Genomic DNA, 16,937 nt, shown 5'->3' on the forward strand with positions numbered 1-16,937 from the left:
ATTTATTACCCCTAGAATTAGTTCAATCCACAAACAATTCCGTTACATTTGCAGAATTTATTGCCCATTGGTAATCATAATATTCATGTGCATCTTGGGAATTATTTACTATTTTCAAATTTTGAGATTTCGCTTTTATCTCCAAGAGATTTCCGATTTTCATTTTTGAATCTAATTTTTTCATCAATACTTCAACTCCATTCGTGTCTAAAGTTTGAATATTTTGTCCAGAAAATGTCATTTCTAACCAAATAATTTCTCTTTTCTCAACATCTAAAACACCAAATACCAAACCTTTTGAAAGATTATTTGAAATTCTAACTTGATGAATCACACACGATGGATCATAAGCAACACCCGAAGTTTCGGAGATTTTCATGTGAAATTTCGAATCCATCCATCCGACAACCAAATTTGGACTAATGCTTCCGTAGCTGTACGCATTACACGTAAAAGTAACATATTTTGCACCTGCATTTTGCAATTCGAAAATATTCAAATTCACATATTCTGCGGTCCCAATCTTGTTCGGAATATTGATAATATCTCCACTGTGTTGACATCCTTTTGTGGTCAAATTAAAATAACTACAAACTTCGGAACTGGTTTCATAAGCAATATGACAACTCAAATCCATATCAAGATGTTGCGCAGGCAAATCTTTTCCCCATTGCATAAATAATCGAATTTCGTTTCCTTCCAAAGGAAATTTTGTTCCCATCAAAGCAGATGGTAAATCTTGAATATTATCACTTCTATCTCCTATACTCAGAGGAATATTATACAATTCTGGACTGATAAACATTGTTTTATTTTCAGTTTTCATTGCAGAAAATCTCTTTTCAATGGCGCTTAAAGTCATTTCTTCAATTTTGATTTTAATTTCATTCAAGTGATCATCTTCAAAACTTTTTAACCATTTATTTGCCGGAATCGTTTTGTTGGTTCCGCCCAAAGTTTTTATATTTCTGTGTGCATCATTATCAAAATAAATTTCTGCGTACATATTTAAAGTTAAAACCAAACGCATCGGGATTTTATCAACAATTTCTTCAAAATGTTTCAAAGTCAAATCTTCACCAAACCACAAAATGTTTGAAAATAATGAACGCGCAAATAATCCATGTCGTTTTTTAAGCAATGCAAAAGTGTTTTCCGCATCAGACTTCAATCGAAAATGATTAATTCTACCTTGCAAAACCGTGTAATTTTTGTTGTAAAAATCATCTAAAATTTTTGCCAATTGCTCAAATCCTCTTCTTTTGCTGTATTCTGCCAATCGCAACGCACGAATAAATCGGATCCACATGTTTCTTTTTGGATGCATGTTTTCGCAGATTACTTCAGAATTTAATTCTATTTCATTCAACCATTTTGCGACCATCAAAGATTCTTTTCGGGAGTATTTCAATTTGAGAGATTCCTTGGATTCTACTTTAACTTCCACTCTTTTATCTAAAGAAACTGAAAAATTTCGGTTGTTTTTTGAGATTCTTTTAATGATGGTTTTTGGTTCTACCAATTGAAGAAAACCTGTTTTTTTGTACCATAAATATCTCAAAATATCATTCGGAGTTTTTAATAATTTTCCAGCATCTCTTTCCTTTCCTTTTTCAATTAAAGCATCAACCACAACCATCAAAGTTTCTTTCATTTTTATTTCGATGGAAGGAATGTCTAATTCTGAAATTAAATTTTTCAAAGAATCAATTTGAGAAGCATCCAATGCTGTTTTTGAATTTAATAAAGAATGGAAATAGTTCTCAATGTCTTTATCAGTCAACAATTCCAAGACTTTCATTTTGCTTCCGGCTCCGAAAGATTCTATTCCACCAAATTTGAAAGGAGTTCCGCAAAACGGACAACCATTGTATCTTTCCAAAGGAAAAGTGTTTTCTGGAATCAAATGTCCGCAAGCCAAAATTCTCCCTTTTTTATCGTTAAAAATTTGAGCGAAAAAAGTAATCCAATGGTCGCTTTTAGTTTCTCCAGTTGGGATTTTCCAGTTTTTTATTAAAGGAGTCCAATTCAATTTTGTTCCCAAGATTTCTTGAAAAACAGTATAGATTTCCTTTTGAAAATTGACATCACATTGATTGACGCTCCAAAGTAATTCTTCACTAAAAGAAAAACCTAATTTTTTCAAATTTTCAACCAATTCAAAAGTCGATTTACTCAAATTCTGACTTGTAGAATCATTGATTTCAGGAATATAAACTGCATTATTTCTAATGGCTACTTTTAAAAAATTTTTGTTTTTCATAGTGGTTTTTTTTAGTTAAAATAAGATCAGGTAATTGCATATCTATTTCAAATGGTGGATTGTAGTAAGATGTGCTTGACCTTGATCATGGTAATTCAGAAACTTCCCGCGGACTCGAACCACAAGCCGATTTGCATCGGCATTACCAATTTAGAAGTAAGTCTCTGTTGACCATTTGTGGAGCAGGAAGGAATCGAACCTTCGACACATTTCAGTAGTAAATTTTATTTGACCAAATTGATAATTATAAAATTTAATTGCTCTACCAACTGAGCTACTGCCCCATAAAAGAGGTAAGGATCAAAGTGAATACCTTAAATTTTTTGAAGTAACTCTCAATTGACCTCTTAATTAATAATACAAAGTAATTGCTTGTATGCGCAATCATTTTGCGTTGTTGATTTTATTTTCTAAATTTTTTCTTCTTTTTCCAGGGCGCATTTTTCTGCACATCTCCTGCCATAATGCAACCATACGGCATTACTTCATCCAAAACTTCGCAAAGTCCAAATTCTTTAATTTGAGATCTTACATTTTGAGCATTTTTGTATGCGCTTGGTAATTCAGAAATATCAATGTCATTCGTAAAGAAACGGATGTCTAAACCTTTCGTTTCTTCTTCAAAAACTTCCTCAATGGTTTTGTGAGCCAAAGATTTTTTGTGCTGCGTTCTGCTGAAATTTCTTCCTGCACCATGAGGAGCAAATCCTAAATTTCTACCGTTTGTGGCTCCACTCACGATCAACACAGGTTCTGCCATATTCAGAGGGATTAATCTTGGGCCTGTGATGTCCGGTAAAAATTTGTCGTCCAGCGGAGTTGCTCCTTTCGCATGGTAAAATAAATCACCATCTCTGAATACAAAATTATGTTCATTCCAATATCGGTCTAATTCTTCTACATTTAATTTTTCCAAAGTCGCATTATGAATGGATTCATGGTTTTCCTTCGTCCATTTTCTAATAATCTGCAATGCTTCCCAGTAGGATTCGCCTTCTTCAGTGTCAAATGGAATCCAGGCATTTTCTTTCAATGTTTCCGGGGATAAAATTTGGCGAAAACGGTTGGCTACTTTCATTCCTTTATCGTATAAAATCGCTCCAGGTGCTCTTGAACCATGGTGCGTGATCATCATCGTATTTCCTGTATTTTTAGAAATTCCCACGAATAAAAAGTGGTTTCCATCTCCTTGAGTTCCCATATGAGACCTCGCAATACTGATCAATCGTTCTTCGTTCAAAAATAAATTTCCACGAAATTCCTCCATTAATTTTGCAGACATCGGCATTTGCTGTCCTCTTTCTCTCCCGCCATATCCAAAATGGGTGATGGAATGTGCTGCATCCAAAACTTCTTTCGGATCTGTTTTTCCAAAATCCGTCAACATTACAGAACAACAAATATCTGCACTGTGAAATCCCGGATGAATCGCATTTTTTGCAACCACCAAACCACCAACCGGAATATGACCTTCCGGACCTGTAGGACAGGCATCGGGCATAATTGCACCGGCAACCAAAGTTGGCGTTTTCATCAAAGTCTGCATTGTTTTCGTCACTTTTTCTACATTATCCTGCTCGCTTTCGTTTTCTGCTGTGATGTTTACGATAAAATCTGCAGGATTTTCATTTAACGGAAGTGGATCCGGATCCTTAAACTGGTCTAAATAATTTTCCATTTCTTCCTGGTTCAATTCATTTTCGTTGATGTGCTCTAAAGCATCGGCAAACCATTTTCCTGGTCGGTAACCTAATTCGATGATTTCGTTTCCTGTAATTTTCATTGTGTAGTTATTTGATGATGCAAAGTAAATGGTCAATTGCGCAATCATTTTGCGTAGGTCAAATTATTTTAATTATTTTTGAAATTATTTAATACAAAATCATAAAAAGATAGAGATAACTAAAGTTTTACAAATATGTCATCCAACAAAAACGCCCTTATTCGCTACAAAACAATTGATAGTTGCCTTCGCAACAGAGCAAAAGAGTACACTTTGGAAGATCTGATTGATGTTTGTTCGGATGCTTTATTTGAATTTGAAGGCAAAGAATCTTTTTTAAGTAAGAGAACTATACAGCTGGATATTCAAAATATGAGGAGTGAAAAATTGGGATACAATGCGCCGATAGAAGTGTATGACAGAAAGTTCTATCGTTATTCTGATGATACTTTTAGTATTAAAAATATTCCTGTGACGGAAAAAGATGTTCAGATCATCAATGAATCCATACAGTTATTAAAGCAGTTCAAAGATTTTTCTTTGTTTAAACAAATGAGTGGCGTTATTCAAAGACTGGAAGATTCTGTTATTTCAGGCAAAAATCAGAAATCCATTATTCATTTGGATAAAAATGAAAATCTAAAAGGTTTGGAATTTATTGATGTTTTATATGAAGCGATCTTAAAGAAAAAGGTGTTGAATGTTTCTTACAAATCTTTTAAAGCAAGAGAAATAAATCAAATGCAGATCCATCCACAATTATTGAAGGAATTCAATAACCGCTGGTTTGTCATCTGTTGGCACAAAACGCGAATTTACAACCTGGCTTTAGACCGGATTGAGGAGATTGCTGATGATTTAGCAGAAACTTATATCGATAAAAAGGTGGATGGAGATACCTATTTCAACGAAGTAATCGGTGCAACTGTTTCCGAAAGAAATCGTCCCACGAATGTCATCTTTTTTGTGGAAAAGAACAATGCACCTTATGTAAAAACCAAACCGTTTCACCATTCTCAGGAAGTTTTAGAAGAAAATGAAAACGGGACTTTATTCAAAATAAAAGTTCAACTGAATTTTGAATTAGAACGTATGATCCTGGGTTTCGGAGATCTGATAACGGTTATGCAACCACGAAAACTGCGAATGAGAATAGAGCAGACATTGAAAAATGCGGTTAAAAATTATCGCGATTAATTTTACATTAAGTTCCTCAAATTTCCTTCAAAACTTTTTTTGTATCTTTTTTTCAAATTTAAATCCTATGGCCAATATATTTTCCAAAGTCCGAAACGCTATTGAAATATTCCAATCAATTGATCTTGATGAACTCTCCAAAATATCCGGAAAAGTAGATCTTCCCAAAATGATGGAAGGTTTTTCCAAAATGGATGATAAGCAAATCAAAATGCTGATGCGCGCCATTGATCCGGAAAAAAAGAAGAAAGATTTGCCCCCTGTTGACGGAGATTTTTACGATGTTTTCGAAACTTTAACTCCCGAGCAGAAAGAAATCCAGATGCGCGTCCGGGAGTTTATGGAAACCGAAGTAAAACCTTTGGTGAATAATCATTGGCTACACGATTCCTTTCCGTTTGAAATTATTGAAAAGTTTAAAAAACTCAATGTCTGTGGCGTGACTTACGACGGTTACGGTTGTCCCGGCCTACCCTTTTTAATGGAAGGTGTTTTGGCCATGGAAATGGCACGAGTTGACGCGTCGATCGCGACGTTCTTTGGCGTTCAGTCCGGACTTTCAATGGGCTCGATTTATCTTTGTGGATCAGAAGCACAAAAACAAAAATGGTTGCCTGCAATGCAGAATTTTGATAAAATTGGGGCCTTTGGTTTAACGGAACCGGAAGTGGGTTCCGGCGCGGCAGGCGGTTTAACCACAACCTGTAAAAAAACACCTGAAGGTTACATTCTGAACGGTCAGAAAAAATGGATCGGCAACGCTACTTTTGCGGATGTCATTATTATCTGGGCAAGAAGTTTAGACGATGGCGAAGTGAAAGGTTTCATCTTAGAAAAAGACAATCCCGGCTTTAAGGTGGAAAAGATTAAAGGAAAAATGGCGCTTCGAATTGTGCAAAACGGTTTGATCACTTTAACCGACTGTTTTATTTCTGATGAAAATAAACTGGAACACGCCAACTCTTTCAAAGACACGGGAAATGTTTTGCGCATGACCAGAGCCGGCGTGGCGTGGATGGCGACCGGTTGCGCAAGAGGCGCCTACGAAAGTGCTTTGGCCTACACCAAAACGCGTGAACAGTTTGGGAAACCCATTGCGTCTTTCCAGATGATACAGGGACATTTGGTCGAAATGCTTTCTAATTTGACAGCGATGCAAACCATGGTTTTCCGTCTCTCCGAAATGCAGGACGAAGGAATTTTAAAAGACGAACACGCCTCACTCGCCAAAGTATTCTGTACGATGAGAACCCGAGATATTGTTTCCAGAGCCCGCGAAGTTCTGGGTGGAAACGGTATTTTACTGGAATACGACGTTGCCAGATTTGTCGCCGATGCCGAAGCCATTTATTCCTACGAAGGCACGAAAGAAATTAATTCTTTGATTGTGGGAAGAAGCATTACGGGATTTAGTGCGTTTGTTTAAAATAAGCAATTAATGAAATATTGTTTGGAAATTTATTGGTATAATAAAGTTTAATTTTTTAAGATTAATTATATCATATAATTTTTTTCAAATTTTAAACTAGTGTTTTTTAATAGATTAATGTACCTTAACAATAAAAAAATGTTTATTTTCGCAATATAAATGAGTCAATTAGATTACATAAAAAACATTGCTAAATTTGGTCTTGAAAATGATCAAGAAAATTTACTATCTGTACTTAATGAACTTATTGAGCATTCTAAAAACACAAAAAAGATAAATTTTGCAGTACAATTGCAATCAATTTTAAAAGATTCATTTAAACAACAAAGAAGTGATTCGCTTACTAAAGTAGGTTCTGAATCTTATTTTAATAGAATTGAAGACAAGGAAGTTGGAGATTTGATTTTAGAAAAATTAACTTCTAACTATCGTTTGGATAATATTATTGCTGACAATTCAGTTATTAATAGTTTACAATATTTTATTGAAGAACATCAAAAAGCAGATTTACTGCGGAAATTCGATTTGCCTGTTGCTAATAAATTACTGCTTCATGGACCTTCTGGTTGCGGCAAAACATTAGCATCTTATGTTGTTGCCGGGGAACTTGAAAAAATGATGGTTGTTGTAAATTTAGGTGCAATTGTTTCATCAAAACTTGGAGAAACAAGTAAAAATCTAGCAAAAATATTTCGCAAGGCAGCTTCTGAAGACTGTATTATTTTCATTGATGAATTCGATTCATTAGGTAAAGTTAGAGACTATTCACAAGATCATGGGGAAATGAAAAGAGTAGTTAATACAATTCTGCAACTATTTGATTATCTTCCTCAAAATAGTATTGTTATTGCGGCAACAAATCAAAGAGAAATGCTTGATGAAGCATTATTGAGAAGATTTGATTTTTCAATTGGATTTAATTTACCTACAGAAAAAGAAATAAAAGATTTAGTATCATTAACCCTAAAAAACGGTAACTTCATTTTCGACAGTAAAATTAAAGCAAACAAAGTGATTAAAACATCTGTAGGACTATCTTATTATAGCATTCAAAAAACGCTAGTAACCGCTATAAAAAGAAGTTTATTTGCTATGGAAAATACCGCTAACATAATTTCTGCAAAAATTGATACAAAAAAATGGCAGGAATTAATTTATATCGAAAAGCAATCGATTGGGATTTAGTTTTCTGCTTCAAGATCCAAATCTAAATTATTAGAGATATCAAGATAATTATTTATTTCCAGCATTTCAGAATATAAATTTCCAGTTCCTTCATTTGTGAGAATTTCAGTAATCTTAACAACAACTGAAAACATATGTGTTTTCACTGATAATTCATCGAGGTATGGATTTTTACATAAGCATCTAATTGCTATAGCAATACTATCATCCAATTTCGCATAATCATTTGGTTGAATTCTGTAAGACATAAATTGACTATTAGAAAATTGTCTATTGTCTATTCCAAAATGATCTTCACTCCATGAAAAGTTCTTTATTCCAAAATCTTTTTGAATTCCATTTTCAAAGATATTGGCTTGTACATTTTTTACTAGACTAAATGACATGTATAATGGAAGATAATCTAACTGATTATCCTTTATTGGTAAGAAGCTGTAACACAAAGAAATATCAAATTGCAATTTATTACCGGACTTCTTAAGATATTCAGGAAGATTTATTGGTATATTAATTATTTCACCAATTTTAATTGCATCTTCCACTACAAAAGTTACGGAGTCTTTATCATTTTCAATTAACCCTTTCTTATCAGGTTTACCAAATCCAACTAAGCTCTTTAATAAGGAATTTGGTTTTTCCTTAAAATGATGTGCATTAAAATAGTTTGCGGAATTAACTAATAATGCTTTCACCGTTTGAGTCTTCAAATTGGGGTATTCATTTAAAATTTCTGCTGCGTAAGAGGTGATTAAGGGTGTTGCTAAACTAGTTCCACAAGATCTGCCATAAAATTTATCTTCTAAAACCATTGGCGACCGTAAAATTTCTAATCCTGATTCAGCATTAAATAAATCTCCTCCATAAAAAACAAAATCAGGTTTATTTAAGTGTTTGTTTTTTTGTTTAATAGATTGTGAGTTAATATTTTGCGAATAATCATAATGAAATTTTCTTGTATAATATGCAGGATAAAGTTCATTTGGTGTCACGTCGGAGTGGTCAATGACATCCATATTTCCTGCCAATGCTCCTACGGAAATATTATTTAATGATTCTGACGGGGAACAAATATTTGTATCTTCACAATTATGGACCTCAGTTGTCCGATCTAACTTATAGAAAAAGTCCGGATAATCATGATCTGGATGCTCTTCTTCTTCAATAAGCGCTTTTAAACTTTCGCTGTTAAAATTACCTACTGAGATAAAAATTAAAATATCTTCTTCGAAAGATAACTTATCTAATTCGTATGCAAATTTACTAAATGTCTCATTGTATTTTTTTGCGTTTGGTATAACTAGTGACATATTAAAGAGTTTAATACCATGTTCTCTTTTAGCAAATTTTATATCATTTAACAATCTTGGAATGTCAATCGGATCATTATCGTTTTGTAAAACTTTTAAAACAAAAATTTTTGCTTTTGCGTTGTAGATAGTTTTTACATTATTATAAAATTCATCTCCTAAAATTATCAAACCTGAAACCATTGTACCGTGACCAACTTCATCCCAAAAAGCACCATTGTTTGTATGGTCAACATAATCTCGTAAAATTGCACTTTCCAGTGGAGATATTAATTCCACACCTGTGTCAATTACACCAACTTTTGTAATATTTCCAGCGACATTAATTTCAAATCCGTATTCTCTAGTTGGTCCATTATAACTCGGACTTAATATTTGCGTTCGAGAACTAGTTATAGCTTTGACTATGTCAAAATTATCAGCTATAAATTGAACTTTTTCTCTATTAATATCTTCGATTTCTAAAATACTTTCATAATCTTCAGAATATGAATAATTCAACTCATTTTCTTTCAAATATTTAATTAACTCACCTTTTTGAACGTCATATATGCTATCAACACTATCTATAAAATCTAATAAAATTCCTTCCTTATTGTATGTGAAAATTCTTGCTCTACTATCAATAAATTCAAATTTGTACATCAATGCAAGTATATTGTAGGGCTGATTCTCATAAGAAGTTTTACTTGGACTTTCAATAATATCATTGACGTGATTTTTAAAATTTTCAAATAATGATTTATCTAAAATTTCAAAAACGATAGTTTTGTTGAAGTCTTTATATTCGATTGGGTTAATTCCATATTTTTCTAAAAATTTGATTCTTAGGGAAGTATCGGGAATATTATAAAATTGTATTTTAATCAAATCAATATTTTTCGGAAAAATTATTGACCTAGTGTCATTTCTTTTTTTACGTTTAGAATAAAAAATGAGATTGTATAATCTGAAATTTGTTTTTTGATATTCTTCAATTATTTTAGGCAAAGTCTCCTCAACTTCATCTTGAGATTCTTGAAGATTTATTGTGCCGCCTCCAACATTTCTTTGTCTATTAAATTTTGGATGGCTTGATTTCTCATTACTTAAAAATATATGTCTATTCATTCATCTGTGTTTTTATGCTAATTTAAATTAAAATTATTGCAATAAATATTTTTTTGCTTATAATTAATTAAATTGATGAACTTATTATAAATTGATGAAAAAAATTTCGTAGTTAGAAAATTCTCTGATTTTAATTCAGAATATTCCATACAAAATAAAAATTAATTTAAAAACAAAAATATTTGTGAAAGTTAAAATCGCTCTTTTAACAATTCTAACAAATTTTTTCCAAAAATTTTTCCCGTAATTTCGCTCAAAATACAAAAAAAACCGTGTACAACTACCCCCCAAAAGTCACCGAGAAAAATATCTGGAAAACCTTGTTGAAGTTGAACAGTGATCCGATCGCTATTATTTCTCAGAATTTTCAGGAATTGGGAAATACCTATACTTTAAATTCCTTTTTGGTGAAAAAGCGGTTTGTCTTTAGCCGCGATCCGGAACTGTTTGATTATGTCTTGCGGAAGAATCAAAAGAATTATGAGAAATCTGCCATTCAAACCCATGTTTTAGGAAAATATCTGGGTAAAGGTTTATTGACGAATACCGGCAAAAACTGGCTGAAACAACGCCGCCTTATTCAGCCCAATTTTAGCAATAAAAATATAGAACTGCTGCATCAAACGATGATCGATGAGATCAACGCCACAATTGAAAGTCAGATGAAGAATGAAACGATCGATCTTTATAAGATGACCAACAGTCTCACTTTTAATATCATCGCGAAAACTTTATTTGGCAACTCCATCGACTATACGCAGATCCGGAGAATTGCGGATTCTATTACAGAAATCCAGAAAATGTTCATCAAAGAAGTGCGAAAACCTTTTTTGATGTCCTGGTATAAAATTTCGGGTCAACTGAAAAAGCACCTGCAACTGTCGGAGGAAATGCGTGATGTTTTCCGGGAAATTATTCTGAAAAGACAAAGTGAAACGGGAGACTATCATGACATTCTACAAAATCTGTTGCAGTCCCGTTATGAAGACAGCGGCGAACCCATGGCGATGGAACAGTTGATCGACGAGATCATCATCCTCTTCGTTGCCGGACATGAAACTTCTGCGAATGCGTTGGCTTTCACCCTATTTTTAATTGAAAACAATGACCACGAAAAGCAATTATTAGTAAAGGAGATCAACGATCTGGGAGAGGATTTTTTATCCTTAAAATCTCTTTTTGGGAATTCTAAAACAATGACGATCATCAAAGAATCCTTGCGATTATATCCGCCCGCGTGGATCATCGACCGCGTGGCTTTGGCAGATGATTCTTTTAAAGACTTCTCCTGGAAAAAAGGCACGATCGTGGAATTTTTACTTTACGATATGCACAGAAATCCAGTTTTTTGGGAGCAGCCGAATTCTTTTCTTCCCGAAAGATTTAACGAAAGTGATATCAAAAGTAAACCTTATTTTCCGTTCGGAAATGGAGCGAGGCATTGTATCGGTGAACATTTTGCCTACATGGAAATGATTTTATTTTTACGATTGCTTTATAAAAAATACCACCTGGACCTGGAGACCAAAGAAATGAAAACCATCGCCTTAATCACTTTGCGACCGGTAGAATTAAGAGGAAAGATCATTTCAAATTCTGTGGGTAATTAGATTGATGAGCAAAAATTGAGGAAGGAAGTGCTTTAAAATAAAGATTGTTGCTAAATATTATTTTCATTGCATTCCAACTAAAATTCCTATTTTTAATCCACAACAATTTTCCTTCAAAATCCCATGCTCAACCTTACTCCAGAAATCTTCGAAGCTTTTCAAAACAAACTGAAAACCGGTAACCGTCGCGGCGTTCATCTTAATGCTATTCCCGGGAGTTCGCGTTATAAACTGGATCTCGCGCAGCTTTCGGAAATCCATAAAAGTTTGCCCGAACATTTTATTGTCAACCTTCTGACGCAGAAAAATGTTTCTTTTAAATTTTCGATCCACGACCAAATCGTGGAGGAAGACTCTGCTGATTCATCTCGCAGAACCCTTTCTTTTGAAGAAGATAAGGAGGAAACGCAAGAAGTTGAAAATGAAGAAAGTCCTACAGGGGCCGAACTTTTAAAGGATGAAACAAAGGATAAGAACAAGGAAAAACTGTCGCGAAGTTTAGAAAATCTCATTTTTCAGAATGAAGTAATTTACTCCGAAAAAGGCGTCAATTCTCTGGGATTTGGTTTTCCGATACTGATCCGCAAAGATGTGTCTGACGGGCAGATTTCGGCGTCTCCCCTTTTGATCTGGTCTATAAATATCAAGCCGACGAACGAAATGAATACGTGGGAAATCAGTCGCGCGGAAGATGATCCGATTTATCTGAACGAAGTTCTCATCAACCATTTACAAAGTGATTCCGGCGTTATTTTAGACCAGCTTTCAGAAGAAATACTCGCGGATGGAAAGATCGACAAACCCGAACTGTTCAATATTTGCGAAACTATTTTAAGTCAGCTCAAAGTCACGCAGAATCTGGATTTCATCATGAATAATTATGCTGAAATCCCAGCCATCAAGACGAAAGCGGTTTATGAAACTTTGCTGCCGAAGAAAGGCGACGCTTTCATTATAAAATCCGGCATATTTTCCATTTTTGAAGTTCAGAAACAGAATATCATCAATGATTATGAGATTTTAAAAAGCAACTTTAAACCTTTGGAAGATCCGGCAAAACTTCCTTTTCAATCCATCACTTCCATCGAAACCGATCCTTCGCAACAGGGAATTTTGGAATCACTGAAATCTCAAAACAAAATTCTGATCCAAGGTCCGCCCGGAACAGGGAAAAGTCAGACTTTGACGGCGGTTTTGGTGAATGCTTTAGAAAATAAACAAAAGACGATCGTGGTTTGCGAGAAACAAACCGCCCTTGAAGTTTTGTATAACGCACTTCATAAAATGGGTTATGGCCGATATTGCACGATGATCAAAGACAGTATTTCCGATCGAAAACTCGTCGTGAATGCTGTGCGAAATCTCATCGATCCCGCAGATTTTAAAAAACAGATGCAACTCTATTCTGCGCAATCTTTAAATGATCAAATTTCGGAAATAACGGGCCATCAAAAGAACGTCAACGCCGTTCATCGCTTGTTAAATACCGAATTACTGCCGGAGAAAAACTGGTCGGAAATTGTGGGTTATCTTTTGGAATTTAGAGATTCTAAGGAAACGCTGGATCTGCAGGATTCCATTTTTTCCTTTTCAAAAGAAGAGTTTACTGAAATTGAAACCTTGCTCAATGCAGGAGAATCCCTTTATAAAGAATATGAGCCTTTTATTGCTGCCTCTTTTCTGAATACAGAAAAATTAATTCAGGAAAATTTTCTCAGCAGTTTGCAAAACTTAGATCAATCTTTCCAAGGCTACCAAAAATCCTGGAACGAAGTTCAATTGTTGATACGGGATTTTCAACCGGTTTATGTCGAGAAGAAAAAGCAGGAATTTGGACAAAATTTACAAAAGCTGACTTCCTTAATTAACGAGACAGAAATTATGACTTCGACCTTGAACTCTAATTCTGAGGAGTTTTTACCGGAAGTCACAGAAGGTTTCTTTTATAAATTGGGCGCATTATTTTCCTCCACGAAGAAAAGGAAAATTAAGAATCAGAAAAGATTAACGGCAATTTCTTCTTCCATTAAAGAGATCAGTTTAAATCCGCTTTTCCCTACTATTGAGATTTCCGGAAATCTTTGGAATAATAAAAATGAGATTCTTAATTACCGTCAGAAATCAGAATTAGCCCAAACTCAGTTTTTATTCAATATTGAGAAAAATTATGAGTCGCTGGATTTTCTAAACCTTTTTGATCCAGCTATTTCAGGTCGAGAAACAGAAATAATTTCACAAAAAATTCAGAATTTGAAAAAGTCAATTTTGAATGACCGTTGGATTAAAAATTCCGATTTCGGAAATACGTATTCGCAAACTAAAGAACGGTTAAACAATCTCTTTTCTACTTATTCAGGACTTCGGAATCATCCGTCGAATCCTTTATTGGCGGAATATAATTGGTTTTCATTTCATCAAAATTTATCTACTTTCCAGAAAGATCTATTGGAGAAATTATATCCGCTCCAAAACTGGAAATCCTCTTTTCTTACCGCTTATTTTTCGCTTTTGCTGAAATATCACAGCGATGAGAAACTCAATTTTAATGAGCAGCAATACGCAGAGATTATTAAGAAACTAAAAATATTCGGTTTTACCCAGAAAAGTTTCATCGAACAATTTTGGAATACGGCGCAGCAGGAAGCGGTGAAAACTTTCGAAAAGAACAACAAAGATATTACGGTCGCGAATCTTTACAACAAACGCAGCAGCATCAATCATACGCGATTAACTTTGCGACAAATTGCCCAAAAAGACACTGATCTGTTCACCAACTTTTTTCCTATTATTTTGACGACCCCGGATGTTTGCAGCAATCTTTTTCAGAATAAAAATTTCTATTTTGATAATGTTATTTTTGATGAAGCGAGCCAGTTGAAACTGGAAGATAACCTGCCGGCTTTGCTAAAAGGAAAAAATATCATCATCGCGGGAGACGAGCATCAAATGCCGCCCTCCAATTATTTCAGTAAAGTTTTTGACGGTTCCGTAGATGATGAATATGAGTTGGAAGGTGAAAACGAAATTATCACCTACAAAAATGCCATGCTCAATATCGAATCTTTACTGGATTTCGCCATGGAAAATAACTTTGAGAAAAACCATCTGGATTTCCACTATCGATCCAGACATCCGTATCTCATTGACTTTTCAAACCACGCTTTTTATAATTCAAGACTAAAACCGCTACCAACCCAAACGCAAAATAAACCGATTGAATTCTTTCAGGTCGATGGTATTTTCGATGATCATATCAATACTGAAGAAGCGGATAAAGTGCTTGAAATTTTGGCAACGATCGAGCCTAATAAAGATGGAAAATATCCTTCCGTAGGAATCGCTACTTTTAATATTACGCAACGAAATTATATCAAACGAAAGATCCTTCATCAAATTAATCTGCCGGAAAACGAACTTTTCAAAGAGAAAATTCAAGGTTTGGAAGAAGCTGGAATGTTCATTAAAAACCTAGAGAACATTCAGGGAGACGAAAGAGACATCATCATTATTTCGACCACATACGGACGGAAACCGAGCGGGAAATTTGTGCAAAGCTTTGGTCCCGTAAATCATTCGAAAGGCTATAAATTATTGAATGTGATCATTACGAGAGCGAAGGAGAAAATTTACATCTGCAATTCTATTCCCGAAGAATTTTTCATGAATTATAAAGATGCGATCGAACAGGAAGGCGCCAATAATAGAAAAGCAGTTTTCTATGCGTATCTGGCGTATTGCAAAGCGGTGAGTGATCAAAATGAAACCCAAAGAAATGAAGTTTTAAATGTTCTGGATGTTTACGGACATAAAGCTTCCACGGAAAAAGATGCTGAAACAACTTCCTTCATCAACGAGATTGAAGAGCATTTAAAAGAAAAATTTCCGGAATTAAAAATTTCTAAAAACCATCATTTTGGCGGCTATGTTTTAGATCTGCTTATTGAAAAGCCTGACGACCGCTCCATTATTGTGGAATGCATGAGTAAGGAAAAGTATGATGGCGAACTGGGTTATCTGGAAGATCTTCACAAAGCAAAAATTCTGCAGAATTCGGGGTTTGAATATGTGCGCATCTGGAGTCAGAATTGCTGGCAAAATTTAGATTCGGAAATGCAGAAAATAGTAAAGAAATTAGGATGATTTTAGAACAGATCAAAAGGCTTTTCAGAAAATAGTAAGTTTAAAAAGGTCCTTATTTTCGTTGTCAAAATTACAGTTCATTCAACAAAATTCAAGGACGGAAAAAGTTAACGAAGCGAGTGAAAATAACGGTACCAGCTGAAATTCTTGTAAAAAAATTAGAAACTCCCGAAAATTTCAGGAGTTTTTTTTCGATTAAAAATGCAATAAACCTATCTGAAAGGCTTAACCAATATTTTTAAAATATCATATCTGGAATGAGTCCAATTGTAAGAGCCTTTTAATAACCAGGAAATCCCAAAGGGAAGTAAAGTGGTCGATTCAAAAATAAGGGTTGAATAAGGAAAATCTAAGTTTTTAAAAATCGAAAGAAAAGCAATAGCGAGAATACTTAAAATCATGATGTAAGCGCAGATGCGGTAGACTCTATTACGCATTCTTTTTTTATCATCAATGATTTCATTTTTATCAGGTTTTTGAAAAACTACGGCGCAGAATAAAGCAAAACAGATAAACAAAGCCGTCGCAAACCCGTAGTGAAGCGCATTTGTTAAGTGCGAAGATTCAGCAGAAATAGGAAGACTGATAAATTTCGTGCCGATGAAACCTTTAACATTGGTCGGAAATATCGCTACGCCGGCCGCACAAACTCCCGCAATGTTGGCCAGCCAGTTTTCGATCCTGTATTCTCCTTTGTAAGTAATTAAAAATGTAGAGAGCGATGCTAATGTTCCTATAAAGATGGTGTGAGAAAAACTGTAGTAATAGTGGCTCAGAGAGGGTTGTAATCTTCCGCCAAAAATCATTAAAGCAAACGGCAAGAGGATTCCGAGAATGCCGATTAACTGTCTCAGCAGAAAGTAAGAAATGGTTGTTGAATCCGTTTTTTCAGCGGCCAGTTGGTGGATGTTAGGCATTTCCATAGGTTAGATTTTAATTGAAGTACAAGCAAATATCGATTATTAGGACCGAT

At 34.5% G+C, this 16,937-nt stretch carries 9 protein-coding genes and 1 tRNA gene; 5 read left to right on the forward strand and 5 right to left on the reverse strand.

Annotation, left to right across the window (positions count from 1 at the left end):
• Positions 1 to 22: 22 nt before the first annotated feature.
• From EIB73_RS05840 to EIB73_RS05850, 3 genes are all read right to left on the reverse strand, one after another.
• Positions 23 to 2,263, reverse strand: a complete 2,241-nt coding sequence (locus tag EIB73_RS05840; protein ID WP_125023536.1) for a hypothetical protein — start codon at positions 2,261 to 2,263, stop codon at positions 23 to 25.
• A 178-nt stretch (positions 2,264 to 2,441) separates the two neighbouring features.
• A tRNA-OTHER gene (locus EIB73_RS05845) sits at positions 2,442 to 2,547 on the reverse strand.
• A gap of 119 nt (positions 2,548 to 2,666) precedes the next feature.
• Positions 2,667 to 4,046 carry an RtcB family protein gene (locus EIB73_RS05850; protein ID WP_125023538.1) on the reverse strand — a complete coding sequence of 460 codons (1,380 nt, stop codon included), beginning with the start codon at positions 4,044 to 4,046 and terminating at the stop codon, positions 2,667 to 2,669.
• A 135-nt stretch (positions 4,047 to 4,181) separates the two neighbouring features.
• On the opposite strand from EIB73_RS05850, the gene EIB73_RS05855 reads away from it, so the two are divergent.
• The 3 genes from EIB73_RS05855 (at position 4,182) to EIB73_RS05865 (ending at position 7,797) form a co-directional block, all read left to right on the forward strand.
• Positions 4,182 to 5,183: a helix-turn-helix transcriptional regulator gene (locus tag EIB73_RS05855; RefSeq protein ID WP_125023540.1), complete on the forward strand. Its 1,002-nt coding sequence runs from the start codon at positions 4,182 to 4,184 to the stop codon at positions 5,181 to 5,183.
• Between the two features lie 67 nt (positions 5,184 to 5,250).
• On the forward strand, positions 5,251 to 6,609 hold the full coding sequence (locus EIB73_RS05860; RefSeq protein WP_125023542.1) for an acyl-CoA dehydrogenase family protein: 1,359 nt from the start codon (positions 5,251 to 5,253) through the stop codon (positions 6,607 to 6,609).
• A 162-nt stretch (positions 6,610 to 6,771) separates the two neighbouring features.
• The gene (locus EIB73_RS05865; protein ID WP_125023544.1) at positions 6,772 to 7,797 is read left to right on the forward strand and encodes an AAA family ATPase; all 1,026 of its coding nucleotides are present in this window, start codon (positions 6,772 to 6,774) and stop codon (positions 7,795 to 7,797) included.
• Here the strand turns inward: EIB73_RS05865 and EIB73_RS05870 are convergent.
• Positions 7,794 to 10,214: a S8 family peptidase gene (locus tag EIB73_RS05870; RefSeq protein ID WP_125023546.1), complete on the reverse strand. Its 2,421-nt coding sequence runs from the start codon at positions 10,212 to 10,214 to the stop codon at positions 7,794 to 7,796. The genes EIB73_RS05865 and EIB73_RS05870 overlap by 4 nt on opposite strands.
• A gap of 272 nt (positions 10,215 to 10,486) precedes the next feature.
• Here EIB73_RS05870 and EIB73_RS05875 point away from each other — a divergent pair, with 272 nt between their 5' ends.
• Together EIB73_RS05875 and EIB73_RS05880 are read left to right on the forward strand one after the other, a co-directional pair.
• Complete coding sequence (locus EIB73_RS05875; RefSeq protein ID WP_164467860.1) at positions 10,487 to 11,824, forward strand: cytochrome P450; 1,338 nt, start codon at positions 10,487 to 10,489, stop codon at positions 11,822 to 11,824.
• Between the two features lie 123 nt (positions 11,825 to 11,947).
• On the forward strand, positions 11,948 to 15,964 hold the full coding sequence (locus EIB73_RS05880; protein ID WP_125023550.1) for an AAA domain-containing protein: 4,017 nt from the start codon (positions 11,948 to 11,950) through the stop codon (positions 15,962 to 15,964).
• Positions 15,965 to 16,176: 212 nt separating this feature from the next.
• Here the strand turns inward: EIB73_RS05880 and EIB73_RS05885 are convergent, their stop codons facing one another.
• A complete protein-coding gene (locus tag EIB73_RS05885) occupies positions 16,177 to 16,887 on the reverse strand; it encodes a hypothetical protein (RefSeq protein WP_125023552.1) in 711 nt (236 codons plus the stop codon).
• Positions 16,888 to 16,937 lie beyond the last annotated feature (50 nt).

Origin of the sequence: Kaistella carnis (genome assembly GCF_003860585.1) — a bacterium.
Classification (GTDB): Bacteria; Bacteroidota; Bacteroidia; order Flavobacteriales; family Weeksellaceae; genus Kaistella; species Kaistella carnis.

Coding starts and splice junctions, on each gene's coding strand:
- EIB73_RS05865 (WP_125023544.1), top strand. CDS start 6,772: ATGAGTCAATTAGATTACATAAAAAACATTGCTAAATTTGGTCTTGAA.
- EIB73_RS05880 (WP_125023550.1), top strand. CDS start 11,948: ATGCTCAACCTTACTCCAGAAATCTTCGAAGCTTTTCAAAACAAACTG.
- EIB73_RS05885 (WP_125023552.1), bottom strand. CDS start 16,887: ATGGAAATGCCTAACATCCACCAACTGGCCGCTGAAAAAACGGATTCA.
- EIB73_RS05870 (WP_125023546.1), bottom strand. CDS start 10,214: ATGAATAGACATATATTTTTAAGTAATGAGAAATCAAGCCATCCAAAA.
- EIB73_RS05855 (WP_125023540.1), top strand. CDS start 4,182: ATGTCATCCAACAAAAACGCCCTTATTCGCTACAAAACAATTGATAGT.
- EIB73_RS05850 (WP_125023538.1), bottom strand. CDS start 4,046: ATGAAAATTACAGGAAACGAAATCATCGAATTAGGTTACCGACCAGGA.
- EIB73_RS05860 (WP_125023542.1), top strand. CDS start 5,251: ATGGCCAATATATTTTCCAAAGTCCGAAACGCTATTGAAATATTCCAA.
- EIB73_RS05840 (WP_125023536.1), bottom strand. CDS start 2,263: ATGAAAAACAAAAATTTTTTAAAAGTAGCCATTAGAAATAATGCAGTT.